The organism is Salirhabdus sp. Marseille-P4669, from assembly GCF_900240405.1.
Lineage (GTDB): Bacteria > Bacillota > Bacilli > Bacillales > Alkalibacillaceae > OEQK01.
Window position 1 is genome coordinate 133,482 of sequence record NZ_OEQK01000004.1, and the last position, 25,829, is coordinate 159,310.

Here is a 25,829-nt window from a genome sequence, read left to right on the forward strand (position 1 = left end):
TGTAGACGCCAATCTACATGTGGATTTTTTATGCATTTCCAACATTTACTTGATCTTGGAAATCTGGATCATACGGATTGGTACTACTAATAAAGTTATTGGTAGAAATAAAATCACCAGTGTTTAACGCACCAGCGCCAGCAGCGGTTTTAGATGTGCTTTTGGGAGATAGATAAAAGGAATCCCCAAAGTTTACGACGCCACCGCCAATACTATTAATCTTAATTGGACCTACTAGGGAAGGCATATGCAACACCTACTTTTAAAAGTTATTTCTCTATTAGTTTATGTTTCAACCTTACTCTGAGTTCGTATCTTCATCCTCTTCTACGATAATACGTATATGCTTAATTCTGGATTTTGCATCTAATTCTTCTAAATTACCTACTTGGACAATGGCAGAACTTGACATACTTCCAACTCTAATCCAATGAACAAATAGGGAGGGATCATGGTGAATATGCTCCTGTATCATTGGCGGGGAGGTGGCCATCTCTAAGTAAGGTCTTGTAAAAATCGCATAATCAGAAAATGGAAAAGAATTTGTATCGAATATTGGTATTTCACGCTGGAGTGCTAAAGCTCTTGTATATGGGTCTGCTCGGTGTGCATCTCCAAGTTGAACAATGGAACTAAAAGAGGCTGAATTCACGTTCAATGTATTCACTGTTGTTGTTCGCATCTTTACGGTGCACTACTTAAAGGTACAGCTGTACCGACGATATAGGATTCTGGTGGAGTATCAAACATAGAAGATAGCTTAATATGTTCGTTATCCCCAACTAGAAATACAGAAGAAGATGCAACTGCTTGCACTTGTATATTTCCAACATTCAGCCCCCAGTTGTGTACGGTAAAATACATTATGACCCTCCTTTATTTTCAAAAAAGCTTTGAATGGAATGGGTAATTTCTTTTTTAATATCCTCCATCACAGTCTGTTTTGTATTTTCGTTTAGGACACCATTGTTGTTTTCAGAATGGAGCCGTATATAATGTTCGATACGAGCAGGTAGTTGGCGGTAAATGTCCTGATAAATCATATTTTCAAATCCAGGAGGAAAGGATTTTTTATGCTTCTCAGCGAATTCTTTAAGTTTAGTAGGTAATTCATTTCGTAAAAATGGTTGAAGTTCTCCTTGCAATTGTTGGGTAAAAGGATTTGGATTTGCCGGTGCGTTTTTCACTAATGGATTTGGAATAGAAAGCTCATCGGCTGAATCAATTCCTTGAGGCGATAATCCTATATTCAATGTACCTTCTAACGTTTCAATTTTTAATTGATCAAAATGGTATTCGATTTTTTCAACACTTGTGGACTTTTGTTCCTGCATGGTTTGCAATTGTCCTTCTAAATAATCTAGTCGCTCTTCTAACGCCTTTATTTTATGGGATTGGTTTCGAATCCATTGTTCCAATGAATATTGATACGATTGCCAATTATAAGGATTCACTTCATCGCCCCCCTTTTTGGTAAATTGGGCAAACATCTACATACATCCTATGCTTGTTATTGAAAAGTGTGATTTATGTTGGGGGACTAAGTGGAACTAATGGTTGGTATTCACTACCAAGCATTTCTGCTTCTTCTGCAGGCTCGGTAAATTCCCCAGTATTATATAAATTCGATAATGCTTGGATTGTTCCAGAGCTACCGATTTGTAATACAGAAGAGTTAGTAACAGAATTAACCTTGAGAAAGTGAATATTAATATGCTGATAAACCGTTAAGTTCATACTGAAGTCTCCTTTAAGCGTTACCTACAATGAGTTGGTCATTTTTATCACTATCAAATACGTAGTTATACGACTGATCCACTTGAATATCAATGTTATTTCCAGAATTAAAGGAGCCACCACCTGCGAATGTTTTGGAAGAAGTAGTAGGTGCTATGGCATATACATCTCCAATATGAAAGATGCTTGATGTAGAAATACTATTTACTTTAACTGCTCCAACAATTGCGGGCATCTGGCACATCCTCCTTTGCTAACATTCTATGTAGTGGATAGGCTAGGTGTTCGCACGGAAATACGATACATTTGGGAGGAATAAAAATTGGATAACGATACGCCAATACAAGACAATAAAAGGTTACCTTGGATAGATGCAGCACGTGGGATGGCGCTATTTGGCATCTTAATGGTGAACGTACCAGCTTTTAATGCGCCATTTTTTCTATATGGTGGGGAAGAGGTTTTCTTTGGAGATTCAATCAGTCGTTCGATTCACACCATCGTGGATATCTTTTTTCAAGCGAGCTTTTATACGTTATTTTCCTTTTTGTTTGGATTTGGAATGCAAATGATGAGAGAGCGGTTAAGTCACTTGCCGATTCCATACTGGGTAGTAATCGGAAGAAGGTTGATGGCTTTGTTTGGATTTGGAGTTCTTCATGCGTTTTTACTTTGGCATGGAGATATTTTGCTAAGTTATGCAATTGTAGGGTGTTTATTATTTTTCTTTTATAATCAATCTGCTAAAACCGTGCTTCTTTGGTTTTTCGTTCTGTTAATCGTACCAGCTTTATATATTACCGAACGCTATTACTCGATCAAAGAGTTCATCGGATGGGTGAATTATGATGCAATAAGCCAATCCTTCCAAAATTATAAATCGGAATCTATAGCAGATGTACTTTACCAAAACTATTCGGATTGGATGTACAACAATTGGGGAGTGCTTTCGTTCGTATTTTTGGTCATGATTATATTGCCGATGTTTTTAGCTGGTATGTTTTTCATGAAGAAAAAGTGGTTGCATCATATCGAAGTACACCGAAAGAAGTTACGAGTTATCTTAATTGTTGCCTTCATCGTTTTTCTAGTATTCAAAGCAGGTCCTTATTTGTTTGGGAACCCATTGTGGTTTGGCTTTATGCAGGATCAAATAGGCGGCGCAGCATCTAGTATATTTTATATTGTTTTCATTACACTATTGTTTCAATATCCTTTTTGGAAAAAGCTATTAAATGGATTAACGTATATTGGAAGAATGTCTTTTACAAATTATATCTCGCAGTCCATCATTTGTTTTATCCTGTTTTATGGCCCAGGTTTTAACTTATATGGGTCCGTTACACCATTATGGAGTGTCTTGATCGTGATAGCAATTTTTAGTGTTCAAGTTGTATGGAGTAAATGGTGGCTCACTCATTTTCGCTTCGGCCCATTGGAATGGGTCTGGCGCTCAGTGACATATTGGAAAAAACAACCGATTAAAAAGCGGCAAACAGACTCAATATGATGATAAATCAGTCTGGTAACATGCTTCCATATGCCTGATTTACGACTTCATAAATACAAGCCGAAAATGGAAAAATTGGCTTCCATTTTCGGCTTGTTCTTATTTTATAATACTTCTTTAATTTTTTGTATCGCCACATCTAAATCCTCTTTTTCAATAATAAGAGGGGGAGCTAGGCGAATGACATTATCGTGCGTTTCTTTACAAAGTAAACCTTTCTCTTTTAACTGTTCACAGTACGGTCTAGCCGATTCGGTTAACTCAATTCCAACAAACAAACCGCGACCGCGTACTTCTTTAATAATTGGATTATTAATTTGTTTAAGCTCCGTTAATAAATATTCCCCAAGCTCAAAAGAGCGCTCTGCTAATTTTTCTTCTTCTAATACTTCTAGGGAAGCAATCGAAACAGCACATGCAAGTGGATTACCACCGAAGGTAGAACCGTGTGATCCTGGATTAAATACGCCCAGAATGTCATCGTTCGCAACAACACATGAGATAGGGAAGACGCCACCACCTAGTGCTTTTCCAAGTATGTACATATCTGGCTCAATATCATCCCAATCAGATGCAAACATTTTACCACTACGACCTAAACCGGCTTGGATCTCGTCTGCGATAAAAAGTACCTTTTCTGCCTTACACAAATCATATGCAGCTTTCAAGTAGCCTTCAGGCGGTATGATGATTCCTGCCTCTCCTTGAATAGGTTCGAATAAAAATGCTGCTGTGTTCTCTGTAATGGCTTCCTTCAATGCATCTAAATCTCCATATGGAACAAGCTTAATACCTGGAAGTAAAGGCCCAAAGCCAAGTTGGTATTCTTCTTCAGATGATAGTGATACAGCTGTCATGGTTCGTCCGTGGAAGTTGCCAACACATGCAATAATTTCTGCTTTGTTTTCAGCTACGCCTTTTACATCGTAAGCCCATCTTCTGGCTGCTTTAATTGCTGTTTCAACACCTTCAGCACCTGTGTTCATTGGTAAAACCATATTTTTATTCGTTAATTGGCAAACTTTTTCTTGCCATGGACCAAGCTGATCATTATGAAAAGCACGAGAGGTTAATGTAACACGATCTGCTTGTTCTTTTAAGGCAGCAATGATTTTAGGGTGACGATGACCTTGGTTTACAGCTGAATATGCGCTTAGCATATCCATATAACGATTTCCTTCCGGGTCCTCCACCCAAATCCCTTCTGCTTTTGCAATAACAATCGGAAGTGGCACGTAATTACGAGTACCATAGCGATCGGTTTGTTCGATAATGGTATTACTATTAAGAACCATATAATCCCCTCCATAAGTAAGCGTTTCATTCATTATAACAGTTTTTTATGTTTTGTAAGAGGGGAAAGATGATTTTATTGGCACGAAGGTTCGATTAAGTGATATGATGGACGAGGAATAAATATTGTTAGGAGGAATGAAAAGTGACGCATTTACATATTACTGCTTGGGCTTTAGCTCTTATCCTCTTTTTAGTTGCGTATTTCCTACAAAAACAAGGGAAAGAAAAACCAGCAAAAATTGTACAAATGATTCTACGTTTGGATTATTTATTAGTCCTTTACTCTGGAGGAGACCTATTAACAAACTACTCTTCCGTTAGTGGTGCAATGCTTGGGGAAGTCATTACAAAGGTAGTTGCTGGAATTCTAGTAATAGCTGCATTAGAAATGATTTTAGTAAAAGGTGCAAAAGGAAAGTCTACAACTGTATGGTGGATCATCCTTTTAATTGCTTTAATTATTGCAATGGTTCTAGGATTTGTTCGATTACCATTAACTGTATAATTAGGAGAGCACGACTTCTTAAAGAGGTCGTGTTTTTTTGTATAGGTGCAACGAAAAACAAAAAGGCTTCCACCAAAGGAAGCCTTTTGAAATCAATCTGGAATACCGAGTGCGATTTTAGCATATCGTGACATACGATCTTTAGACCAAGGAGGACTCCATACGATATCTACAACTGTTTCTTTAACTTCTGGAATATCCGCTAATACACGTCTAACATCTTCCTCGATATGTCCTGCTAGTGGACAACCCATAGCAGTAAGAGTCATTGTTACGGTAGCAACACCTTCGTCATTTAGATCAACGCCATATACTAAGCCTAGGTTAACGATATCTATCCCTAACTCAGGATCAATTACATTTTCAAGTGCACCCATCATATTTTCTTCAAGTGCTTTATCCATCCGTATCACCCCTTTTTATACAACTTTACCTTTATTATATAGAAAAAGATACAAGTTCGCCAATGATGCTGTTTTTATTCATAAAAATGTTAAAGGTAAGTCTCAAACCATTTGACCGTTTCTAAAACCGCTGGACGACTTACTTTATGGGCACGTCCCTTTTCTCGAATGAATTTTAGCTTGTCTTCCATATCATAGAACGCTTTAGCTTCTTGATAAAAAGAGTAGGATTGTTCAAATGGAACAACTTTATCAGCATCACCATGCCAAAAAAGTAAAGGTCTATTATTCAATTTATGCATATTTTGAGACAAATCAATCGGTCTTAAAGAATCAACCTGGGCTTGAAGCTCTTCATCTGTATATGGCAATTTCACTTTTTGTTCTTTCACTTGATGGATGGTATAGTTTGCCATCTCTGTTGCTTTAGGAGACCCCATTAATACAGCTGCAACCTTTATCCATGGATATAGAGTTAGCGCAGCGCTTGTGGTGATTCCACCCATACTTGTGCCTGCTAAACCAAAGCGATCATCCAGCAATAATCCTTTGTTTTCGATATTTTCTTTGATGATTTGTATTTCCTTTAGATTTTGGCTGACAATATCCCAGAATTCCAATTGAAGTTTTAATCCAGATACCTGATTTGCGCGTTCCCCGTGTAATTTACAATCAGGTAAAAGAACTCGAAACCCTTTTTGAGCCATTAAATATGCAAATGGTAAATTATGCTCCTTCGCACTAGTAAAACCATGCATGTATACTACAGTTGGTAACGGTTGATTTTGCTTGTTGGAGTCGACTACATGTAAAACAGGAATCGTATTTATGTAGTCATTATCAATAATAATCAAATTTTTACCCTCTCTCTTTTTTGCTATATATAAAATGTACCAAAAGACAAAAGTGGACACCAAATGAAAGGTCTAAGGAAAATTTAAGGTTTGGTCTCTTTACACGTAGGGGATGTACATATAAACTAGATAGATATGAGGTGAGAAGATATGGAGAAGCATATTATAGCATTAGATTTAGATGGTACGTTATTATCAGACAAAAAACATATTTTTGACCGCACGAAGGAAACATTAAGAAAAGCAATGGAGCAAGGACATATTGTAGTCATTGCAACAGGTCGTCCGCATCGGGCAAGTATCCAATATTATCAGGAATTACAATTAGATACGCCGATGGTTAATATGAATGGCGCATTGATTCATCATCCATTAGATCGTAAATGGGATGTTGTACATTCCCCTATGTCTATTCGTACGGCACATGCAATTGCGGAAGCGTGTTATGAACTAGGTGTAAAAAATATTATGGCAGAAGTAAAGGATCATGTCTTTTTAGATAAGCATGATGAAGAGTTAATGCAAATTTTTATGGCAAATGACAATTTTCCAGTTACCATTGGAAGCCTAAAAAATACATTAAAAGAAGATCCAACGTCCATATTGATTTCACCTAGAGTAGATCATATAGAGGAGCTTCGTAGTCATTTGGATGATCACCATGCAGAAATCATCGAACACCGAAAATGGGCGGCACCTTGGCATATTATTGAAATTGTCCGAAAAGGATTAAGTAAAGCAGTTGGTCTTCATAAAATTGCACATTATTATAATATCCCGAAGGAACGAATTATTGCATTTGGAGACGAAGATAATGATTTTGAAATGATTGAATATGCGGGTGTTGGAGTTGCTATGGGGAATGCGATTCCAGAATTAAAGTCCTTAGCAAATTATGTAACAAAAACAAATGAGGAAGAGGGAGTCGCTTTATTTTTAGAGGATCATTTAAAAATATAAGCAACCTTCCAATATTTTTCTGTAATGAGACAATATCATACGCACAAACTAATTCCTGAACGCAGCTGAAACAAGATTTGCGTTCAGGTTTTTTTATGAAGCGAATAGCGTACGTCATGTTTAATGGGGGGACTAACCTTGAGTAGAAAAAGCAAATCGAAACGCTTTGTTAGCGAAGGGGTAAAAGCAGTCCAGAAACATGATGAGCTATTTACGTATCGGGAACGTTTTTCCGATGCAGAACGGAAGCAAAAAGATATGGAGCAAAACTCGTTAGGAGGGATTTGACGATGGCAAACAATATGGCGAATAATTTATTAGAGCAAGCAAAACAAGCCGTTAGTCAAATAGCCAATATGGGAAATAATCAGGATAAACAGAAACAGGCAGAAGTAGCTCATAATGTAATTCAATCTGCCTATACAAATTCCTCTCCTGAAGAAAAGCAGCAATTACAAGAGCTTGAGAACCAAATTGACAATCATTTGCAGTAATTATTTCGTACGGCACAAAATTCATGTGCCGTACTTTTTTAAGGAAATAATTAAAAATGTTTGGATTTTGGTGATTTTAGCCCTTATTTCTTCAAATTTTTTCAAAGAAACTTGTAAATTTTTCGTAAATTAGGTTGTTTTGTTAATATTCATAAATTATAATAAGTTTGTTGACGTAATTACTAACTAAAAATATTAAGGGGGAGTACGTTAATGAAGAAGTTATGGGCATTACTTTTTGTACTTACACTTGCTACTGTATTAGCAGCTTGTGGAAGTTCAGATGATGAAGGTGAATCTGGTGAAGGAGAAAATTTAAATCCTGATAAAATTGTTATGGGATTTGTTCCATCACAGGATTCAGGTAAAATCGCTGAAACTGCACAACCTCTTGCTGATAAACTAGGAGAAATTATCGGTAAAGAAGTTGAAGCAAAAACAATGACAAACTATACGGCTTTAGTAGAAGCATTAGGTAACGAAACGGCACATATTGGTTTCATTCCTGCATTTGGTTATGTTTTAGCAAGTAGTAAATATGAAGTAGAGCCAATTCTTAAGTCAGAACGTAATGGTAGTGCTACATATGTGGCTCAATACTTAGTTCGTGCAGATTCTCCAGTAGAAAGTCTTGAAGATTTAAAAGAACATGCTGGTGATATGATTTGGGCTTATGGTGATGCATCATCGACTTCTGGTTATTTATTCCCAGCATCACAATTAATGGGTATGTTTGATATTGAAGACACAACAGCTTTACAAGAAGAATTCTTTAAAGGCGTTTTAAAATCTGGTGGCCATGACAATAGTGCAGTGGCAGTACTAGATGGTGATGCGGATATCGCAACAACTTTTGATGATGTTCGTGACACAATGCTAGAAGACTATCCAACAATTATGGATGACTTAAAAGTAATTGGTACAACAGAAGAAATTCCAAACGATACGATTACAATCCCATCTTCTTTAGATGATGAATTAACAGAAAAAATCAAAGATGCTTTCTTAAGCTTCAACGATGATCCGGAAATGATTGAAATTATGAATGAAGTATATAATTGGGATGCTATTATTGAAGCGGATGATTCTGAGTTCGACGTTGTTCGCGAAACATATAACAATTTAGGTGGAAATGTACCTTTAGACTAATTCCTTATAAGGAAAATCATTAGGTTTTAAAGTTCAAAATAGGGGGAAGGTTATCAAACTTCTCCCTATTTTTGAGTATTTTTTGAAGGCAAAGAAAGGGAGTTAAGTATGATTACATTCAAAGATGTCTCACTTGTCTATCCCAATGGGACACAGGGATTAAAGGATATAAATGTAACCATTAATAAAGGCGAGTTTGTTGTTATTGTAGGACTTTCTGGAGCAGGAAAATCAACCTTTATTAGAAGTATTAATAGAATGGTGACCCCTACAAGTGGCCAGCTTTTAGTGGAAGATGAGGATATTTTAAAATTAGAGGGTAAAAGCTTAAGAAAACTTCGGACAAAGGTCGGAATGATTTTCCAAAATTACAATTTGGTGAATCGCTCTAGTGTAATTAAAAATACGATTAGTGGACGACTTGGTCACACTGGAACCCTTCGTAGTATATTCAATCTTTACTCGAAAGAAGATAAAATGAAGGCCTATGATAATCTAAAGCGTGTAAACATGGAAGAGAAAGTATATAGTAGGGCTGACGAACTAAGTGGTGGTCAGCAGCAACGTGTAAGTATTGCTAGAGTGTTAACACAAGATCCTTCAATTATACTTGCGGATGAACCGGTTGCTAGCCTTGACCCACCAACTTCGCATCAAGTTATGTCTTATTTGAGGAGAGTTAACAAGGAGGACAACATTACGACAATTGTTAACTTACACTTTATTGATATGGCAATGGAATATGCAGATCGCATTATCGGAATGCGTGATGGTGAAATTGTATTTGACGGTCCAGTAAGTGAAGTTAGTGACAAAACATTTGAGCAAATCTATAACCGTCCAATTCGTGATGAGGATTTGAGAGGAAGTGAAGAGAATGAAACTTCCGAACAAGAATAAAACGAGCGAAAATGAAAGTAAAATCTATTCTGTCTATCCAAAAAAGGTGAAATTTCAGATTAGTATTATATTTGCTATTGTACTTTTTTGGTATTTCTATAGTTTGCGGGCAACAGATGCTGACTTTTTAGAACTATTTGGAGATTTAGATGTAGTTTTTGGAAAATTAATCGAAATGTTTCCTCCTGATTGGTCCTATATTGAATCTGCTATCGATCCTCTAATAGAAACGATTCAAATAGCAGTGGTAGCATCAACTTTTGCGATTCTTATCTGTATTCCGATGAGCTTATTATCAGCGAATACAATTGTGAAAAATAAGTTTATTTATCAAACATTCCGTAACATCATGAACCTATTACGTACAATGCCGGATATTTTATTAGCAACTATCTTTGTAAGTTTATTCGGTGTTGGTATTTTCCCAGGTATTTTAGCGTTAACCGTGTTTTCATTAGGTCTTTTAGCTAAATTATTAAGTGAAACAATTGAAACAATTGATACTAGACAATTAGAAGCTATCCGTTCAACAGGTGGAAATATCATTCAAGTTATTTGGTATGGAGTAGTACCACAAGTGTTGCCTAGCTTCATTTCATATGGTTTGTATGTATTTGAACTCAATGTTCGTGCCTCTTTAGTTCTTGGATTTGTAGGAGCTGGAGGTATCGGATCGATTATAGATACACAGTTAAACTTTATGCAATATCAGAAAGTAATGGCTGTATTAGTTCTTTTACTAGTTGCAGTTATTATTATTGAAACGTTAAGTAACATGTTAAGAAGGAGAGTTGTATGATGGCAAACGATTTTCGATTACCTCCAAAACCGAATCGTACTAGAAAACGTGTTCGGAATATCATAATTGCTCTCGTTCTTGCAGTTATTTACTTTTGGGCTTTTTCAGGGGTCATTAAAAAAATAGACTGGTCATTCTTCGGTGAAATGGGCGAAAAATTTGGGAAGGTTATTCCTAGATTATTTGACCCAGCCTGGGAGGAGTTTGAAAAAGTCTTTGATTTAATATTAGAAACTATTTTTATTGCTTATGGGGGAACATTAATTGCCGCAGTGCTAGCCGTTCCGTTTGGTTTCTGGGCTGCTCGCAACATGGTGAAATCTCCTATTTGGAATACATTAGGAAAATGGTTTTTAATTCTAGATCGGACCTTCCCAGAGCTTATACTAGCTATTTTATTTGTGATTTCAGTTGGACCTGGGGCATTTGCTGGTATGCTTACTATCGGTTTAACTGCTTTTGGTATGTTAGGTAAGCTATATGCTGAAGTAATTGAGAGTATTGATATGAAAGTTGTAGAAGCAATGGAAGCAAACGGTGCAAACAAAATTCAAATCTTATTCTATGCAATTTTCCCACAGGTATTACCTGAATTTTTATCCTTCGCATTGTATCGATTTGAAATTGACATTCGTGCCTCAACTGTACTTGGACTAGTTGGTGCAGGTGGTATTGGTACACTAATTGTAATAACGGCAGCGAATCGTAACTGGGAACAATTGGGCTTGATTATTATTTCGATTGTTGTAGTGGTTATGATTATTGATTTCATTAGCTCCAAGATTAGAAAACGACTTGTTTAAGAAATAAAGGAAAGCTGACTATTTTTATAGTCAGCTTTCCTTTATTTATAATTCAACCTTTACATAAAGAACTATTGATAATATGATAGTTAAAACATTATAGGGGAGAGGGATAAAAGGTGATTTTACTAAAAAACCATAACTTTATTCATCGAAGTGAAGCAAAAACAGACATTGAAGATAGGGGATATACGTTTGGAGATGGCGTTTATGAGGTCATTCGAATATATAATGGTGCCTATTTTATGCTGGAGTATCATTTGAATCGTCTCCAATATAGTTTAAACGAAGTTGGAATTAATTATGATGTTGAATCCGAAGATCTCGAGACACTTTTAAGCGAACTGTTAAATAAAAATACAATAGAAGATGGAGCAATTTACTTACAAATTACAAGAGGGATTGCACCTAGAAAACATCCATATCCAACGAATAGTCAACCAGAGCTTTATGCCTACCCAATTCCGGTATCAAGTCCGAAAAAGGAACAAGAACAAGGTGTACATTTAACGCTAGTTGAGGACTTGCGTTGGTTACGATGTGATATTAAAAGTTTAAATCTGCTATATAATGTGATGGTAAAACAAAAAGCAGTGGATAGTGGAGCTTATGAAGCGCTGTTATATCGCAGCAAAGACCATATAACAGAAGGATCTTCATCTAATTTTTTTGGCATTAAAAATGGGAAAGTCCTAACCCATCCAGCTAACAACTATATTCTAAATGGGATTACAAGAATTGCGGTTCAAAAAATATGTAAATCACAAGGCATTCCTTTTGTTGAAAAGGTATTGTCTGTAGACGAATTAGCAGAGCTTGACGAAGCCTTTATCGCATCGACAACAGCTGAAGTTGTCCCCGTTACAAAAATTGATGACGTTGTAATTGGGGATGGAACTGTAGGGGAGATTGCAAAAAAATTGCAAGCAGGTTTCTTACAGTTGATATAAAAAAGTTATGCTTAGAAACCGTATAAATGCTCATTTAATGAACCTTACCGTATGCCCTCAAGTATAGGAACAGATTTACCTATCTTTCGAGAACAAGCATCTGAACACTACACCCTAGAGGATATTTTGAACACCTACCAACGCCCTGATGATTTTCAGAAAGTAGGATATGCAGGATTTTTTAAATACAATCACACCTTTTAACCAAAATAAAAAGCCCTAGGTCTGGGGCTTTATTTTTTGGTTTTCACTTAATTTCTTGGAATTATCATTGGTGAACGTTTCAATCGGAAACGCACCTTTTTTACCTAGAAAATAGCTTACTACCTGATATCAAAACACATATCCCCTAAATCACCGTTTTTATGCAGTCACAGCTGGTAAAAAGTGCTGGTAGAATCGAATGATCCAGAACAATGTGATAGCAAGAATAATTACGGTACTACTTATTAAGATAGCGCGCCAATATTTATAATGGCCAAAAAGAGCATATATAAATAGAATTGGTATTCCAAAAAATACAATGATTGTACATAGTGCAAAGAACAATAAAAACATCCCAATACCAAAATGTAAAGAAAATAATGAAAAACTACCAAGCAAAGAGTAGACGGGAACAAATAATAAAATAGGTGTAATCAACAAATAGAGGTAGCTCTTCCAGTGATGTTTTTTTATATATGCACTCATAAGAGGGGACGATACCCAATTTAGAAAACCAACATATTTATTTTTTCCCCACTCTATTATATGGTGAATAACAGATTGAAATGTGTCCATAGTATAACCTCCTCATTGGATTCTACTATTTCTATTTAATATATATACCATTTCTTTAAAAATTTGATTTTACCTTCACGAAAATGTTGTATACGAAAGGACTTTTTTTAATTTTGTCGAAATTGGTTATTTTTTTACATACTCTAATCTTTTTCTATTCCTTTATTCATGCTAAGATATAGGAAGAAACATTGGGAGGGATATGAATGAGTGTTTTTGCTGAAGCTACTCCAAATCCAAATGCAATGAAATTTACCGCAAGTAAAGATATTTTTAGTGGCGATGCTAGTGTATCTGTAATGGCTGGACAAACTAGTGAACACGATATTTTAAATGATCTAATGAAGCTTGCTGGCGTTGACAATGTATTTGGATATAAAAACTTTATTACGGTTAACAAAACGTTTGATTCAAGTTGGGATCAATTGGTTCCTACAGTAGAAGAAGTATTTGAAAAGTATGGATACTAAATAAGACAAAAAAGAAAAGTCAATCTGCAATAGGATTGACTTTTCTTTTTGTTTCTAGAAATAAAATGGTCCTAAAAATAGTAAATAGCATAAATATTGAATGCCAATAAAATACGCATATTTTCCGATTGTTCCCCATTCACGTTTCACTAATAATACGCTTATTAATGCAATAGCAGCAAATAGTAAAATGTATATGATACTACTACCATCAAAGGTAATATAGCTAGGCGCTGTAGAATATCCGTTTGTTGGAAACAAGAAGTTTCGCATAAGAAGTGCTCCGATTACGAATAAAATAACCCCAATGAAAAATACTAGATTACTTTCATTCATGTCATGATTTCGACCTTTTATTCGATAAATAATATTGGCAATTATTAAATAAACAATTGGGATGAGCAACCAGCCCATCACTAATAATAAGACAAAAGCGGAAGTAGCTAAATTACTAATGCTAATACCGAATGCAACTAAATACTCTTCCATTGTTTTCGAACGGGTTTGTTCCATAATTTTTTCATTCGTTGAAGAAAGGAATAAATCATATTTCTGTTGACCTGAAGATTCCTTCCATAAGACTGCATTTTCACCAAAGTACATGGGATCCGATGATACGGAGTATGTATTACTATGTTGTACAACAGAATCAGCATCACCAGTAAAGTTAATGGAATATATGTTCATAGCATGCTTGTCGTTTGTATCTTTAAATGTAAACCCTACACTTCGAAATAATGCTTGTAGCTTTCCATCTACTATACGAAGTTTTACATGGGACAAGTTATCTAATGGACGATTGGTAACAGGGTCCATCGGTTGCACTTGGGTCAATTCCACAGTCGAATCATCAATAGGAAAGGAACTATAATAGAAGTAAAACTTTTTATTTTCCGTGCTTTGCGATTCACCTGTAACGGCAACATATACCGTTTGATCATGGGCAGTTAATTCAATTTGGTTAATTTGATTACTTACCCCTATGTTTATATCCTCTTGTAATAGCTGCTTATACGTATTTTCATCGGTTTTGCGATAAATCGAAAAACTACCACGATTAAGATTGCTAGAATAAACAAGGATTAAATCTTCTACAGCCTGAATTTTTTCAATAGGGTGAGCCACATTAAAAAGCTTATTACTTTCCGTTGTTTCTATATTTAAGGAATAAACTTCTTGACCTTTCGCATAAAAAAGCTGCTCATTAGTTCCCCGTTGAAAAAGAGTAGCCTGGTCTAATTTTTCATTTGTAGCTCCGTCAAGAATAGCACCATCGTTATATAAAATAATGTTATCTTGATATACATAGAAATCTTCTAATTTTGGCTTTGTTAGTATCGTATTCCTTTCTATTAAATCGTAATTGGAATCATACTTAGCTGCCTTCAGATTCCCGTCCTCTACGTAATATAGATGGGTTGTTTCATCCTTTGATTCGACTTGTGGAGCATAAAAACTATCAATAGTAGCTATTTTTAATTCTCTGCTCCAGTTTTCGGATGGTGGTGCTGTAAATCGTTGAAGATTTATAAAATAGAGAATTGCTAAGGATACGATAATGATCGTTAGTGGAATAAGCCAAAATAGCTTGTGTCGGAATGTTTTCATTTAAACTTCACTCTTCCTCTTAAAATTTAAAATACTAGTATTTTTCAGAATATTAATCTATTTTAGCATACTTGAAAATTTTTCTAAATAGTTCTTAATGGGATAATTAAACGAACAAAACCTAGGAATCGAATTCGATTCCTAGGTTTTCTTTATGGTTGAAAGCTTTCAAGAGGTACCACTGCCTCATTATTTATACTTCCATCCTTTGGGTTATGCTCATAGAGAAAAAGAGAGACGGTACCGTTGATAGGTAATTGGGTCGGGTTCAACTGCAAATCGATTTCAAATGGAGACCAATTTGGAGCTCCTTCCTTTAAGGTTTTATTTGTTTCCTCTATTAAAATTTGATGACCGTCTTCTACGTGATAAGAAAAGTGACCTGCCGTGACTTTCGCTTCTCCAGTAATCGTGTATACACCATTTTCCCCAGTTACTTCTAGATTTCGAAATGCAGCTTGTGTTTCACTTTCCTGTTCTTTATCGATACGAATAGACACATCCTTCATAAAAGGATTTGCATCTAGAGGTGCTTCATTAATGTTTATCGGTAGTAACGTCACTGTCGCAATCCACTCGCTTGTTGGCATATCACCATACTCCCATTCAAATGTCCAATCTAATGTCTCATTTGGTTTTATTTCTTTAAAAACAAGTGCTTCTGTAAACATCTTTCCCTCTGAATAGCGATAGATCTCTTCATTTGATTCTGTGTCTTTAACAACTATTTCAAACTGTTGTCCAGAAGAAAAGCCTATCTGCATAGCCTCAGAAGCATTATTTTTTAGGGACATATGAAAGGTTACTGTACCATTTTCTACACTAGTAGTTACTTCATATTGTAATTTTTCTAATAATGCATGCGTATCAACCGATTGTTCCTCCAATTCATCTAAAGTAGGCAATTCTTCAGTACCATCGTTATCATTTGCAACCGGATTATCCGATGAAGACCCAGAGGTTTGATCTTCTTCGTTTTCCGAAGTCCCGCATCCTGCTATGGCAACAAACAATAATAAAGATAATACAAACAATCTTTTCATGTAACACACATCCTCACTTATCTTTTTTACAAATTAGTCGGTAGAGATAAAGTAGAGGTTACACAATTTTTTCATTTTCTTTTCGAAAGAAGCCAAATATCCCAGTTGTTTGAACAATATTCGTAAATGCATTTGGGTCCACTTCTTTTATAATTTTTTCAAGGTCGTATAATTCGTAACGAGTGATTACCATTACTAACATGTTTTTATCCTCTTTTGAAAAGGCTCCTTTAGCTGGTAACGAAGTAATCCCCCGAATCATTACAGAATGAATAGCATCTTGCAATTCGTCCCCTTTATTCGTAACAATCATTGCCGTTAACTTCTCATGACGAGTGTGAATAGCATCAATGACACGAGTGGAAACATAAAGCGTAACCATTGTATACAGGGACTTCTCTGGGTCGTATAAGATTCCTGCCATTATAATAATGAATCCATTCATAATAAGAAAATAACTTCCGATTGGGCGGTCTTTCATACGGGATAAGATCATTGCTACAATATCCATCCCACCAGTTGATGCACCCCATTTTAAGGTTAAGCCAATACCGACAGCTGCTATAACACCACCGAAAACTGCATTTAGTAATATATCATCTGCTAAATTTCTTAATGGGATAATTTCAAGAAAGATGGTTGTAAATAATACCGAGATGGCACTATAGATGGTAAACCCCTTACCAACCTTGAACCATCCTAATATCGTAACCGGTACATTTAAAAGTAGTAATAAGATACCGGTAGAAATACTAATCCCCGCAAAATCCTTTAAAACACTGGATAATAATTGGGCAATGCCTGTAAAACCACTAGCATATACATTTGCTTCAATTAAAAATAAATTTAAAGATATCGCATTTAATAATGCACCGAATATAACGATAATAAATCGTTTTGCTTCTAGTAAAAACATAAGGCCCTCCTTAATATGATAAAAATGTGTAAAAAGCGTTTGATAACTAGGTCGAAGTTCTTGAGTAAAAATTGACGTTTTTATCTTTCCAATATAAACTAAATATAAATTGTTATCAAAGCAAAGGGTGTGAGAAAATGAACGTCCAAATTATTACAGATTCAGCTAGTGATTTGCCTAAAGAAGTATTAAAGCAATATAAAATTAAAATGGTCCCTCTAACAGTTCATTTAGATGGACAAGATTACTTCGATGGTGAAACAATTGAATCAAAAATTGTGTATGATGCGATGAAAAACGGTGCTTCACCTAAAACATCACAAGTTACACCCGAGACGTTTCTGAACGTATTCCAAACATATGCAGAAAATGATCAAGCAATTATTTATGTAGGATTTTCCTCCGAGTTATCTGGTACTTATCAAAGTGCACATATTGCCAAGCAACAATTACTTGAAGAACGTCCAGATGTAAAAATCGCTACGATAGATACGAAATGTGCATCACTAGGTCAAGGTTTAGTTGCATTAAGGGCAGGCCAGCTTGCAATGGATGGTGCCGCATTTGAAGACATTTTAAACATCGTAACATACCATGCTGAGCATATGGAGCATATCTTTACAGTAGACGATTTAGAATATCTACAGCGTGGTGGTCGTGTAAGTAAAGCACAAGCGTTTTTTGGTGGACTATTAAACATCAAACCACTTTTACATGTGGAAGATGGAAAATTAATCCCACTTGAGAAAATTCGTGGAGCAAAAAAAGTATTAAAGCGCATGTTTGATGTAATGGAAGAGCGAAGCCAGGATTTAAATAATCAAGTTTTGGCAATCAGTCACGGTGATGCATTATCAACTGCTGAAAACCTAGCAGCTTTAATTAAAGAGAAATATAGTCCAAAGGATATTATCATAAGTCCAATTGGTTCTGCTATAGGTGCACATGCCGGTCCAGGAACCATTGCATTATTTTTCCTAAATGATACGTATAAATAATATTCCCTCTTTATAAAAAATCATGTTCCTTCTATATAATATAGTTAGGGATAACCATCAATGGAAGTATTGTTTTTACGTAACATAAATTACCACACAATAATTACAGAGTACCCCCCAAATCCCTGTATTAGATATGTTATGATACATGCAAAGGGGGAATTACGTTGCAACTTAGTGAACTAATTAAAACTTTTAAAGAAGAGACAGATGAATGGCCTGAAACGCCAAACGAACTACTAGATTTTTGTGAATACAAATACAATATTGGTGAGATTGATATGGTAGATTATTATAAGTTAGCATCTAAACTACATAATAAGGGTAGATCAGCTCATCCAATTCATTAATTACAACCGGAATTATTCTTTATATTACATTGAGAAAGACGCACCGAAGCAATTCGGGCGTCTTTTTAATTTTGAAAGCGCGAAGGAGCTACAATTGGTCAGATTAGGTATAGTCTATGAACCCGAAACCGAGCGGAAGAGGAAAAATCGGAAACATAGAGGTATCTATTTACCCAAAAGAAGGTGAATGAGTAAAATACGGGAACAAAGGTATAGTCTATTCAGCCCAAAACAAAGTGCATAAACAAAATTTGAAATCATAGTAGATGGCTATGATCCCGAAAACCATAGAATAAGAAAGAGCCGTTCAAATAGCAATAGAATAACCCCGAAAACCGCCAAAAAAAAAGGTCACCAAGCATCCACTTAGTGACCAAAATAAAAAATAACAAACAGATTAAAGCAATCCCTATTAGGCTTTGGGATTTAACCTCGCATCCCCGACTAAATTAATTTAAAAATAACACAACTAGCAATCCTACGATGAAGCAGTACCATGCAAAATATTTTAGATTTCCAGATTTCATAATGTTCATAAACCATCTTAAGGAATAGTAAGATGCAATTAACGCTGCAATTAATGCAACGAGTAATGGAATCATTAAAGTATTGAATGTTGGGTCTTCCATCATATCGGTAACAGAAAATAGCATTGTTCCAAGACTTACTGGGATATATAGTAAGAAAGAAAACCGTAATGCTGTTTCCTGCTTATATCCAAGCAACATAGCAGCAACAATAGTAGCTCCTGAACGGCTAATTCCAGGAACAAGTGCAACAGCTTGTGCTAGTCCTATAATGATTGCATCTTTTACCGTAATTTGATTATCGCCCTTTGAACCTTTTAAATTACGGATGATCCATAATGCAATCCCAGTAATAATTAATGTTATTCCAACAATCTTAATGGTTTCGCCAAGTGTGTTACTAATAAAGTCCTCTAGTAAGATTCCAAGTATCCCCGCAGGAATCGTGGCAATAATCAATAATAAGACAAATCGAAAGTCCGATGCTCCGTCCTTATTTTTCTTAAAAAGAAAGCTTAAAGAATTGCTTGCCAATCGGATAATGTCTTTACGGTAAATCATAAGTACAGCTAACAAAGAACCGAAGTTTAGAAAACCCTCAAATGTTATATTCAAATCCTTTAACTCCATAAAGTGACGGACTAATAACAAATGGCCACTAGAGGAAATAGGAATTGGTTCTGTAAACCCTTGAAAAATCCCTAAGAAAATATATTGTAACAAAAGCCATAAATCTTCCATTGTAATAAAAACCTCCTTTTGAATTTTGCTCTATGAATGTACTTTCAACTATATCAAAATAATTGTATGTTTTTGGAACAGGGTATTTACCTAATGAATATCGTATTGGTGAGAAGGAGGGATTAGGTAAATGCATAAAACACATCCACATCATCATTTATACTCAAAATGTAAATCTCATATGAATAAGTATGTATTAGTGGAAACAAACGATGGTCAACAATTTGATGGTATTATTGTTGATGTTGACGCGGACCAAGTTATTTTAGCGGTTCCAGATATGGGAGCTGGAATGATGTATAATCCTGATGCTTATATGGATCAGCGTGTATTCGGTTATGGATATCCATATGGCTATGGATTCGGTTCTCCATACTTTTATGGTTATCCAGGTCGAAGATTTAGAAGATTAGCTTTACCATTAGCAGCTCTCACCGCTATTAGTCTTTTACCTTGGTTCTATTAAATTTTCGTTTCTAAACGCAATAGAGGCTGACCATCGTCTAATTCAGGTAAGTGTATTTACCTAACATTTAGATGTCAGCCTCACTGCTTTTTATTGACGAATTATTTAATGAGCTTCTTCGTCCTTTAACAAACCATCTCCAAGGACAATTACCACAAATGTAAATACTACTGCTAGCACAACAGCGTTTGTAATATTAAATGGTGTACCACTCATGTTACCAATTACATATACAACCATACTGCTAATTAAAAGGCTCCAAAAAAGAGTAAAAATATAGCGCATTCGTTTCACCTCGATTGTTTCTACATTCTTACATTATTTTATCAAAGGGATATAAAAAAATAAAGGAAAATTAAGAGGGGAATCAGGATGAAGATTGTAATGGACCAATGTTTTCATTGGATTCAATTTCACATAATGAACAAATGTTTAGAAGAGGGATATGAGGTAATTGGGATTGACCAAGTTAACTCGGAAAAGGAAGAATTTTTATATAGTATGGTAGGTAGAAATGCGAACTTCACGTTAATCGATTCTAGAGCAGAGTTACCGAAAAAAACAAAAGGGAAATATGTTGGACTTATGAAAAAGGAAGGTGATTTTCAGAATCTCGCTGATTTCACTTTTCATGGTGAACAATATTACTTGGTTGAAGAAGCTGGGGATGATTGTGTAGAACGAAAACCAAATCATCAAATTATTTTTTTGCCTCCCTTAATAGGGGGATGGATGGATCAACCTCATTATGAAAACACCATAGCAAGCAATACGGAAATTGTATTAATAGATGATTTTGCTAGTTGGCTGACTACTATTTTCCAAACGACTTTAAAACCAAATCCCATTTTCCTTAATAAAAAGGAGGAAAATAGACACGGAAATGACCTATCTCTAATTGTTTATCATTCGATTGAAGAGGGTAAAAAACAAATGGATGCACATATTAAGAAATATCCATTTTATTATAAAAATGTGTAATTTTTATGTATATATTTATATTTTTTTGAATGTTTCCTTTAAAATAAGTTTACTCATATATAAAGAAAGAAGTAGAATAGAATTAGATAGAGAAAATGGACATGGAAGAATGGGAGTGCAGCATGATGAAGAAGGGAATCGCGCTAATTTTTATTGTACTTCTCATCATAACAACAAGCTGTTCCAACATAAGTGATGGAAAGGTACAAAACGTAGGATTATTAGTAGAAGGGACGATTCATGACCAAACTTGGGGTAAAAAGGGATATATGGGACTACTTAGCATTAAGGAAGAACTGGATGTAAATGTGTTTTTTAAGGAAGGGGTAAATACCCAATTAGCAGTTAACGCTGCTGTCGAAGAATTTTCGAAGCAAAACGTCAATTTAATTTTTGGACATAGTAGTATATATGGAAAATACTTTTCAGAAATTAATGAGTCATATCCAGATATTGAATTTGTCTATTTTAATGGTGCAACAAAGGATGATAATATAACATCGATTAATTTTAATTCTCATGCGATGGGTTTTTTTGCTGGAATGATTGCCAGTGCAATGTCTAATTCAAAAAGTGTTGGAGTCATTGGTACATTTGGTTGGCAACCAGAAGTAGATGGATTTTATGAAGGTGCCAAATATTATAACCCTGATGTTAATGTGGAAATTCAGTATGTAAATAGCTGGGATAATGTAGACCGAGCTTTCGATATTTATGAGCAATTTAACAACAAGAAAGTAGATGTCTATTATCCTGCAGGTGATGGTTTTAATATCCCAGTTTTAAATAAAGTAAAAGAAGACGGGCATTATGCCATTGGTTATGTATCGGACCAACATGAATTAGGAGAATCAACCGTATTAACAAGTACTGTCCAGCATGTTGATTTCTTATATTTAGCAGTGGCGAATTTAATGAATGAAAAAGATGGTGACATACCTGGTGGAGTACTTGAATTTGATTTCCAAGATGGAGTAATTTCGATGGGTACGTTTAGTGATGTAGTACCTAATGATGTAAAAAAGGAAATCCAAAGTGCAGTGAAACAGTATATTGATACAGGGAAGCTTCCTAACGAAATAAGATAGCTTTTATTTCGTTAGTTTTCCTGGATCTACATTAAAGTGGTTTCAAAAACTTGCGAAATCCTTTTTTTTGCATTAAAATTAATACCAGGTCATAATAATAGATAATAAATCCATAAGGGGATGACAATATATGAATGCGGGTATTATTGGATTGGGACATTATGTTCCTGAAAAAGTAGTGACAAATGAAGATTTAGAAAAGATGGTTGATACAAATGATGAATGGATTCGCACACGTACAGGCATTGAACAAAGAAGAATTGCGGATGATAGCATAGATACATCCGATATGGCATATTTTGCTGCTGTAGAAGCGTTAAAAGATGCAAATTTACATGCAGAAGATTTAGATATGATTTTAGTAGCAACGGTTACACCAGACCAACCATTTCCTTCGGTAGCATGTCGCCTACAAAATCGACTTGGTGCTAGAAAAATAGCGGCTATGGATATTAGTGCAGCATGTTCTGGTTTTATGTATGGGTTAGCAACGGCTGAACAGTTCATTAAATCTGGTGGATACAAAAATATTTTAGTAATAGGGGTAGAAAAGCTTTCCAAAATCACAAATTGGGAAGATCGAAATACTTGTGTTTTATTTGGGGACGGTGCTGGTGCAGCTATAGTAGGTCCTGTCTCAGAAGGCAAAGGAATTCTTTCCTATGAATTAGGTTCAGACGGAAGCGGTGGAGAGCATTTATATCAAGATGAATACATCATCATGAATGGTCGAGAAGTATTTAAATTCGCAGTAAGACAAATGGGAGAGTCAGCTGTAAATGTAATTGAAAAAGCTGGTTTAAATAAAGAGGATGTAGATTACCTCATCCCTCATCAAGCAAACATCCGGATTATGGAGGCAGCAAGAGAACGATTAGGAATCGAACCAGAAAAGATGTCAAAATCGATTCATAAATACGGAAATACTTCAGCTGCATCGATTGCAATTGCTTTGTCAGAAGATGTAAAAGAAGGTAAAATAAAGGATAACGATACAATTGTCCTAGTCGGTTTTGGAGGAGGACTAACTTGGGGTGCTGTAGCTATTAAGTGGGGGAAATAATCAAGACAAGTGCACAACAAGTAAGGAGAAATAAAAGTCGGGAAGAGAAAGGGTGTAAAGGATGGAAAAGCGTCGTGTAGTAATTACTGGGATGGGAGCTGTCACTCCTGTTGGTAATGACGTAGAAACAATGTGGAATCAGATAATAGAAGGCAAATCAGGAATTGATATTGTAACGAGAGTAAATCCAGATGATTTTCCTGCCAAGGTTGCTGCGGAATTAAAAGAATTTGATCCGGTTCTTTATATGGATAAAAAAGAAGCGAAGCGAATGGATCCATTCACACAATATGCAGTTGCGGCATCCGTAATGGCAGTAAAAGATGCAGGCTTGGAAATAAATGATGATATTGCAACAAGAACTGGGGTTTGGATTGGCTCTGGGATTGGTGGAATGACCACGTATGAAGAGCAATTTCGAAAATTTATGGATAAAGGCTATCGACGAGTAAGCCCGTTTTTTGTCCCTATGATGATTCCAGATATGGCAGCCGGACAAGTTTCCATTATTCTAGGTGCAAAAGGCATCAATTCTTGTACAGTGACAGCATGTGCATCAGGTGCTAATTCAATCGGTGATGCCTTTAAAGTAATTCAACGTGGTGATGCGGACTATATGATAACGGGTGGAACAGAAGCCCCAATTACAAATATGTCTTTCTCTGGATTCTCAACAGCGAAGGCATTAAGTACTACCGAAGACCCTGCTAAAGCGAGTAGACCTTTTGATAAGGATCGAAATGGTTTTGTAATGGGTGAGGGTGCAGGGATATTAGTATTGGAAACGCTAGAGTCTGCTAAAAAACGTGGAGCAAAAATCTATGCTGAAATTGTTGGATATGGATCAACTGGTGATGCATATCACATTACTGCTCCAGCACCAGAAGGAGAGGGAGCAGGGCGTGCAATGGCAGAAGCGATTAAAGACGCAAGCCTTATTCCAACAGACATCGGTTATATAAATGCACACGGTACAAGCACAGAGCTAAATGATAAATTTGAAACGGCAGCAATTAAGAGTGTTTTTGGTGAGTATGCCTATGATTTACATGTCAGTTCTACGAAATCCATGACTGGTCATTTATTAGGGGCAGCAGGAGCGGTAGAATCGATTATTTCGATTAAGGCGATAAACGAAGGTGTTTTACCTCCAACGATTAATTATGAAACGAAAGATCCGGAATGTGATTTAAACTATGTTCCAAATGAAGCAATCAAAAAAGAAGTAACAGCAGTAATGTCCAATTCCCTTGGATTTGGTGGGCATAATGTATCCCTTATCTTTAAAAAATTAGAAGATTAATGTGAAGTCCCTATACGACTGTGTATAGGGACTTTTTTGATGAGAATATCTTTCAAGATTCAAAAGTCTACAATGAAAAGGGCATAGAAGAAAACCTTCCGTATTCAAAAGAAAAAGGACACAACTGAAAGTCATGTCCTTTTTACCAATTTAATTTAAAAACTCTTGTATATGTTGCCGCTGTTGTGCTTCATCAAACTCCAAAACCGCACCAACACCTGAAATAGTCGAATCCCAAGTTTCCTCCCGAACAGGAATGCTTAGTGTTTCAATATCATCTGGGGGACTTAATAGAAAATCAGAACCTAGTGATATGATTGTAGAGGTTTTCATATTCGTTGTGATATAAGGCTGGATTGTACCAACAACTCTAGGAAGCTTTATAACTCCGGTAAACGAAACAATTTCGTCTTTTAACACTTTCATTACTTTTTGTTGACGTTGAATCCTTCCAAAATCTCCGTCCCTGTCTGCTCTGAATCTAGCATATCCTAAAAGCTCTTCGCCCGATAATCGTTGCAATCCAGGTTCTAGTACTACATCAATTTTTTCAGACATATGCTTTTCTACTTCGATTTCAATTCCATCTGGGGCTATCGTATCCACGACATGAGTAAATCCTTGGAAGTCAACGATGGCATAGTACTCTACATCAATACCGAAATTCTTTTTTATCGTTTGGCGTAATAGTTCCGGTCCACCAAAGTTGAAGGCAGCATTGATTTTGTTGTACCCAAATCCTGGAATATTAACATAGCTGTCGCGCATGATGGAAACGAGCTTTGCCGTATTTTTATCTGGATCATACTGTCCAATCATAATCGTGTCTGTTCTAGCATCGGCTCCACCTCTAGAATCAGAACCTAATAATAGAATATTCGTTTTACCTAAGTCATCTTCAACACCTTTAAATTCATTCTCATACTTATCTTGTAGCCTTTTTTGTTCCTCTGTTAAATCTAATTTTTCCATTGCAGCTTTTTTACCAGCATTATATTCATAAATAGAATAAGAAACAATTACAAGTGCAAACAAGAGAATACTATATAAAATCCATTTCTTTTTCGACTTCTTTTTCCTCTGTTTCCTACTTACACGACTTTCTTCTTCCATCGTACCACCTCATAGTCGACA

The 25,829-nt window shown here is 35.7% G+C and carries 34 protein-coding genes; 18 read left to right on the plus strand and 16 right to left on the minus strand.

What is annotated here, in order from left to right; genetic code table 11:
* Positions 1-28 precede the first annotated feature (28 nt).
* The 6 genes from C1A05_RS09600 to C1A05_RS09625 form a co-directional block, all read right to left on the minus strand.
* Positions 29-247 carry a spore germination protein gene (locus tag C1A05_RS09600; RefSeq protein WP_102028005.1) on the minus strand — a complete coding sequence of 73 codons (219 nt, stop codon included), beginning with the start codon at positions 245-247 and terminating at the stop codon, positions 29-31.
* A gap of 51 nt (positions 248-298) precedes the next feature.
* The gene (locus C1A05_RS09605; protein ID WP_102028006.1) at positions 299-682 is read right to left on the minus strand and encodes a spore germination protein GerPE; all 384 of its coding nucleotides are present in this window, start codon (positions 680-682) and stop codon (positions 299-301) included.
* Positions 683-684: 2 nt separating this feature from the next.
* Positions 685-864, minus strand: coding sequence for a spore gernimation protein GerPD (locus C1A05_RS09610; RefSeq protein ID WP_102028007.1), 180 nt, complete (start codon positions 862-864; stop codon positions 685-687).
* Complete coding sequence (gene gerPC, locus C1A05_RS09615) at positions 864-1,454, minus strand: spore germination protein GerPC (RefSeq protein ID WP_159462048.1); 591 nt, start codon at positions 1,452-1,454, stop codon at positions 864-866. The genes C1A05_RS09610 and gerPC overlap by 1 nt, the downstream gene beginning before the upstream one ends.
* Positions 1,455-1,527: 73 nt before the next feature.
* Positions 1,528-1,737, minus strand: coding sequence for a spore germination protein GerPB (locus C1A05_RS09620; protein WP_102028009.1), 210 nt, complete (start codon positions 1,735-1,737; stop codon positions 1,528-1,530).
* A gap of 13 nt (positions 1,738-1,750) precedes the next feature.
* Entirely contained in the window at positions 1,751-1,972 is a 222-nt protein-coding gene (locus C1A05_RS09625) for a spore germination protein (RefSeq protein WP_102028010.1), read from the minus strand.
* Positions 1,973-2,059: 87 nt separating this feature from the next.
* Between C1A05_RS09625 and C1A05_RS09630 the strand changes: the two genes are divergently transcribed.
* Positions 2,060-3,247: a DUF418 domain-containing protein gene (locus C1A05_RS09630; RefSeq protein ID WP_234998463.1), complete on the plus strand. Its 1,188-nt coding sequence runs from the start codon at positions 2,060-2,062 to the stop codon at positions 3,245-3,247.
* A 104-nt stretch (positions 3,248-3,351) separates the two neighbouring features.
* On the opposite strand, the gene C1A05_RS09635 is transcribed toward C1A05_RS09630, so the two are convergent.
* Positions 3,352-4,542, minus strand: a complete 1,191-nt coding sequence (locus tag C1A05_RS09635) for an ornithine--oxo-acid transaminase (protein WP_102028011.1) — start codon at positions 4,540-4,542, stop codon at positions 3,352-3,354.
* A 143-nt stretch (positions 4,543-4,685) separates the two neighbouring features.
* On the opposite strand from C1A05_RS09635, the gene C1A05_RS09640 reads away from it, so the two are divergent.
* Positions 4,686-5,048 carry a YisL family protein gene (locus C1A05_RS09640; RefSeq protein ID WP_102028012.1) on the plus strand — a complete coding sequence of 121 codons (363 nt, stop codon included), beginning with the start codon at positions 4,686-4,688 and terminating at the stop codon, positions 5,046-5,048.
* 92 nt (positions 5,049-5,140) lie between these two features.
* Here the strand turns inward: C1A05_RS09640 and C1A05_RS09645 are convergent, their stop codons facing one another.
* Positions 5,141-5,452, minus strand: a complete 312-nt coding sequence (locus C1A05_RS09645) for a metal-sulfur cluster assembly factor (RefSeq protein ID WP_102028013.1) — start codon at positions 5,450-5,452, stop codon at positions 5,141-5,143.
* Positions 5,453-5,541: 89 nt separating this feature from the next.
* Entirely contained in the window at positions 5,542-6,306 is a 765-nt protein-coding gene (yjfP, locus tag C1A05_RS09650; RefSeq protein ID WP_102028014.1) for an esterase, read from the minus strand.
* Between the two features lie 150 nt (positions 6,307-6,456).
* Here yjfP and C1A05_RS09655 point away from each other — a divergent pair, with 150 nt between their 5' ends.
* From C1A05_RS09655 to dat, 8 genes are all read left to right on the plus strand, one after another.
* Positions 6,457-7,266 (plus strand): Cof-type HAD-IIB family hydrolase, encoded by an 810-nt coding sequence (locus C1A05_RS09655; RefSeq protein ID WP_102028015.1) that lies wholly within the window; start codon positions 6,457-6,459, stop codon positions 7,264-7,266.
* Positions 7,267-7,404: 138 nt separating this feature from the next.
* Positions 7,405-7,554 carry a hypothetical protein gene (locus C1A05_RS18175; protein WP_200816483.1) on the plus strand — a complete coding sequence of 50 codons (150 nt, stop codon included), beginning with the start codon at positions 7,405-7,407 and terminating at the stop codon, positions 7,552-7,554.
* Between the two features lie 2 nt (positions 7,555-7,556).
* On the plus strand, positions 7,557-7,760 hold the full coding sequence (locus C1A05_RS09660; protein ID WP_234998465.1) for a DUF3813 domain-containing protein: 204 nt from the start codon (positions 7,557-7,559) through the stop codon (positions 7,758-7,760).
* A gap of 213 nt (positions 7,761-7,973) precedes the next feature.
* Positions 7,974-8,909, plus strand: coding sequence for a phosphate/phosphite/phosphonate ABC transporter substrate-binding protein (locus C1A05_RS09665; RefSeq protein WP_102028016.1), 936 nt, complete (start codon positions 7,974-7,976; stop codon positions 8,907-8,909).
* A 108-nt stretch (positions 8,910-9,017) separates the two neighbouring features.
* Entirely contained in the window at positions 9,018-9,809 is a 792-nt protein-coding gene (phnC, locus tag C1A05_RS09670; RefSeq protein ID WP_102028017.1) for a phosphonate ABC transporter ATP-binding protein, read from the plus strand.
* Positions 9,787-10,608 carry a phosphonate ABC transporter, permease protein PhnE gene (phnE, locus tag C1A05_RS09675; protein WP_102028018.1) on the plus strand — a complete coding sequence of 274 codons (822 nt, stop codon included), beginning with the start codon at positions 9,787-9,789 and terminating at the stop codon, positions 10,606-10,608. Before phnC ends, phnE (C1A05_RS09675) begins: the two co-directional genes overlap by 23 nt.
* Entirely contained in the window at positions 10,608-11,411 is an 804-nt protein-coding gene (gene phnE, locus C1A05_RS09680) for a phosphonate ABC transporter, permease protein PhnE (RefSeq protein ID WP_102028019.1), read from the plus strand. The genes phnE (C1A05_RS09675) and phnE (C1A05_RS09680) overlap by 1 nt, the downstream gene beginning before the upstream one ends.
* Positions 11,412-11,530: 119 nt before the next feature.
* Complete coding sequence (gene dat, locus C1A05_RS09685; protein WP_102028020.1) at positions 11,531-12,361, plus strand: D-amino-acid transaminase; 831 nt, start codon at positions 11,531-11,533, stop codon at positions 12,359-12,361.
* A 363-nt stretch (positions 12,362-12,724) separates the two neighbouring features.
* Here the strand turns inward: dat and C1A05_RS09690 are convergent, their stop codons facing one another.
* Positions 12,725-13,141, minus strand: a complete 417-nt coding sequence (locus tag C1A05_RS09690; protein ID WP_102028021.1) for a hypothetical protein — start codon at positions 13,139-13,141, stop codon at positions 12,725-12,727.
* Positions 13,142-13,347: 206 nt separating this feature from the next.
* Here C1A05_RS09690 and C1A05_RS09695 point away from each other — a divergent pair, with 206 nt between their 5' ends.
* A complete protein-coding gene (locus tag C1A05_RS09695) occupies positions 13,348-13,611 on the plus strand; it encodes a NifU N-terminal domain-containing protein (protein ID WP_102028022.1) in 264 nt (87 codons plus the stop codon).
* Between the two features lie 54 nt (positions 13,612-13,665).
* Here the strand turns inward: C1A05_RS09695 and C1A05_RS09700 are convergent, their stop codons facing one another.
* The 3 genes from C1A05_RS09700 to C1A05_RS09710 all read right to left on the minus strand — a co-directional run bounded on the left by C1A05_RS09700 (position 13,666) and on the right by C1A05_RS09710 (position 17,178).
* A complete protein-coding gene (locus C1A05_RS09700; RefSeq protein WP_102028023.1) occupies positions 13,666-15,219 on the minus strand; it encodes a hypothetical protein in 1,554 nt (517 codons plus the stop codon).
* A gap of 152 nt (positions 15,220-15,371) precedes the next feature.
* Complete coding sequence (locus C1A05_RS09705; protein ID WP_102028024.1) at positions 15,372-16,262, minus strand: BsuPI-related putative proteinase inhibitor; 891 nt, start codon at positions 16,260-16,262, stop codon at positions 15,372-15,374.
* 58 nt (positions 16,263-16,320) lie between these two features.
* A complete protein-coding gene (locus C1A05_RS09710) occupies positions 16,321-17,178 on the minus strand; it encodes a YitT family protein (RefSeq protein ID WP_102028025.1) in 858 nt (285 codons plus the stop codon).
* Between the two features lie 137 nt (positions 17,179-17,315).
* Between C1A05_RS09710 and C1A05_RS09715 the strand changes: the two genes are divergently transcribed.
* The gene (locus tag C1A05_RS09715) at positions 17,316-18,176 is read left to right on the plus strand and encodes a DegV family protein (RefSeq protein WP_102028026.1); all 861 of its coding nucleotides are present in this window, start codon (positions 17,316-17,318) and stop codon (positions 18,174-18,176) included.
* A 167-nt stretch (positions 18,177-18,343) separates the two neighbouring features.
* A complete protein-coding gene (gene yppF, locus C1A05_RS09720) occupies positions 18,344-18,526 on the plus strand; it encodes a YppF family protein (protein WP_159462049.1) in 183 nt (60 codons plus the stop codon).
* Positions 18,527-18,975: 449 nt separating this feature from the next.
* Here the strand turns inward: yppF and C1A05_RS09725 are convergent, their stop codons facing one another.
* Positions 18,976-19,794 (minus strand): undecaprenyl-diphosphate phosphatase, encoded by an 819-nt coding sequence (locus C1A05_RS09725; protein WP_102028028.1) that lies wholly within the window; start codon positions 19,792-19,794, stop codon positions 18,976-18,978.
* A 130-nt stretch (positions 19,795-19,924) separates the two neighbouring features.
* Between C1A05_RS09725 and C1A05_RS09730 the strand changes: the two genes are divergently transcribed.
* On the plus strand, positions 19,925-20,260 hold the full coding sequence (locus C1A05_RS09730) for a hypothetical protein (protein ID WP_102028029.1): 336 nt from the start codon (positions 19,925-19,927) through the stop codon (positions 20,258-20,260).
* A gap of 105 nt (positions 20,261-20,365) precedes the next feature.
* Here the strand turns inward: C1A05_RS09730 and C1A05_RS09735 are convergent, their stop codons facing one another.
* The gene (locus C1A05_RS09735) at positions 20,366-20,545 is read right to left on the minus strand and encodes a YjzD family protein (protein ID WP_102028030.1); all 180 of its coding nucleotides are present in this window, start codon (positions 20,543-20,545) and stop codon (positions 20,366-20,368) included.
* Positions 20,546-20,632: 87 nt separating this feature from the next.
* On the opposite strand from C1A05_RS09735, the gene C1A05_RS09740 reads away from it, so the two are divergent.
* The 4 genes from C1A05_RS09740 to fabF all read left to right on the plus strand — a co-directional run bounded on the left by C1A05_RS09740 (position 20,633) and on the right by fabF (position 24,695).
* Positions 20,633-21,241, plus strand: a complete 609-nt coding sequence (locus C1A05_RS09740) for a hypothetical protein (RefSeq protein WP_102028031.1) — start codon at positions 20,633-20,635, stop codon at positions 21,239-21,241.
* A 125-nt stretch (positions 21,242-21,366) separates the two neighbouring features.
* Positions 21,367-22,329, plus strand: coding sequence for a BMP family ABC transporter substrate-binding protein (locus C1A05_RS09745; protein ID WP_102028032.1), 963 nt, complete (start codon positions 21,367-21,369; stop codon positions 22,327-22,329).
* A gap of 130 nt (positions 22,330-22,459) precedes the next feature.
* The gene (locus tag C1A05_RS09750; RefSeq protein WP_102028033.1) at positions 22,460-23,392 is read left to right on the plus strand and encodes a beta-ketoacyl-ACP synthase III; all 933 of its coding nucleotides are present in this window, start codon (positions 22,460-22,462) and stop codon (positions 23,390-23,392) included.
* Positions 23,393-23,453: 61 nt separating this feature from the next.
* A complete protein-coding gene (gene fabF, locus C1A05_RS09755; protein ID WP_102028034.1) occupies positions 23,454-24,695 on the plus strand; it encodes a beta-ketoacyl-ACP synthase II in 1,242 nt (413 codons plus the stop codon).
* 150 nt (positions 24,696-24,845) lie between these two features.
* Here fabF and C1A05_RS09760 read toward each other — a convergent pair whose 3' ends face one another.
* Positions 24,846-25,808: an LCP family protein gene (locus tag C1A05_RS09760; protein WP_102028035.1), complete on the minus strand. Its 963-nt coding sequence runs from the start codon at positions 25,806-25,808 to the stop codon at positions 24,846-24,848.
* Positions 25,809-25,829: the final 21 nt, after the last annotated feature.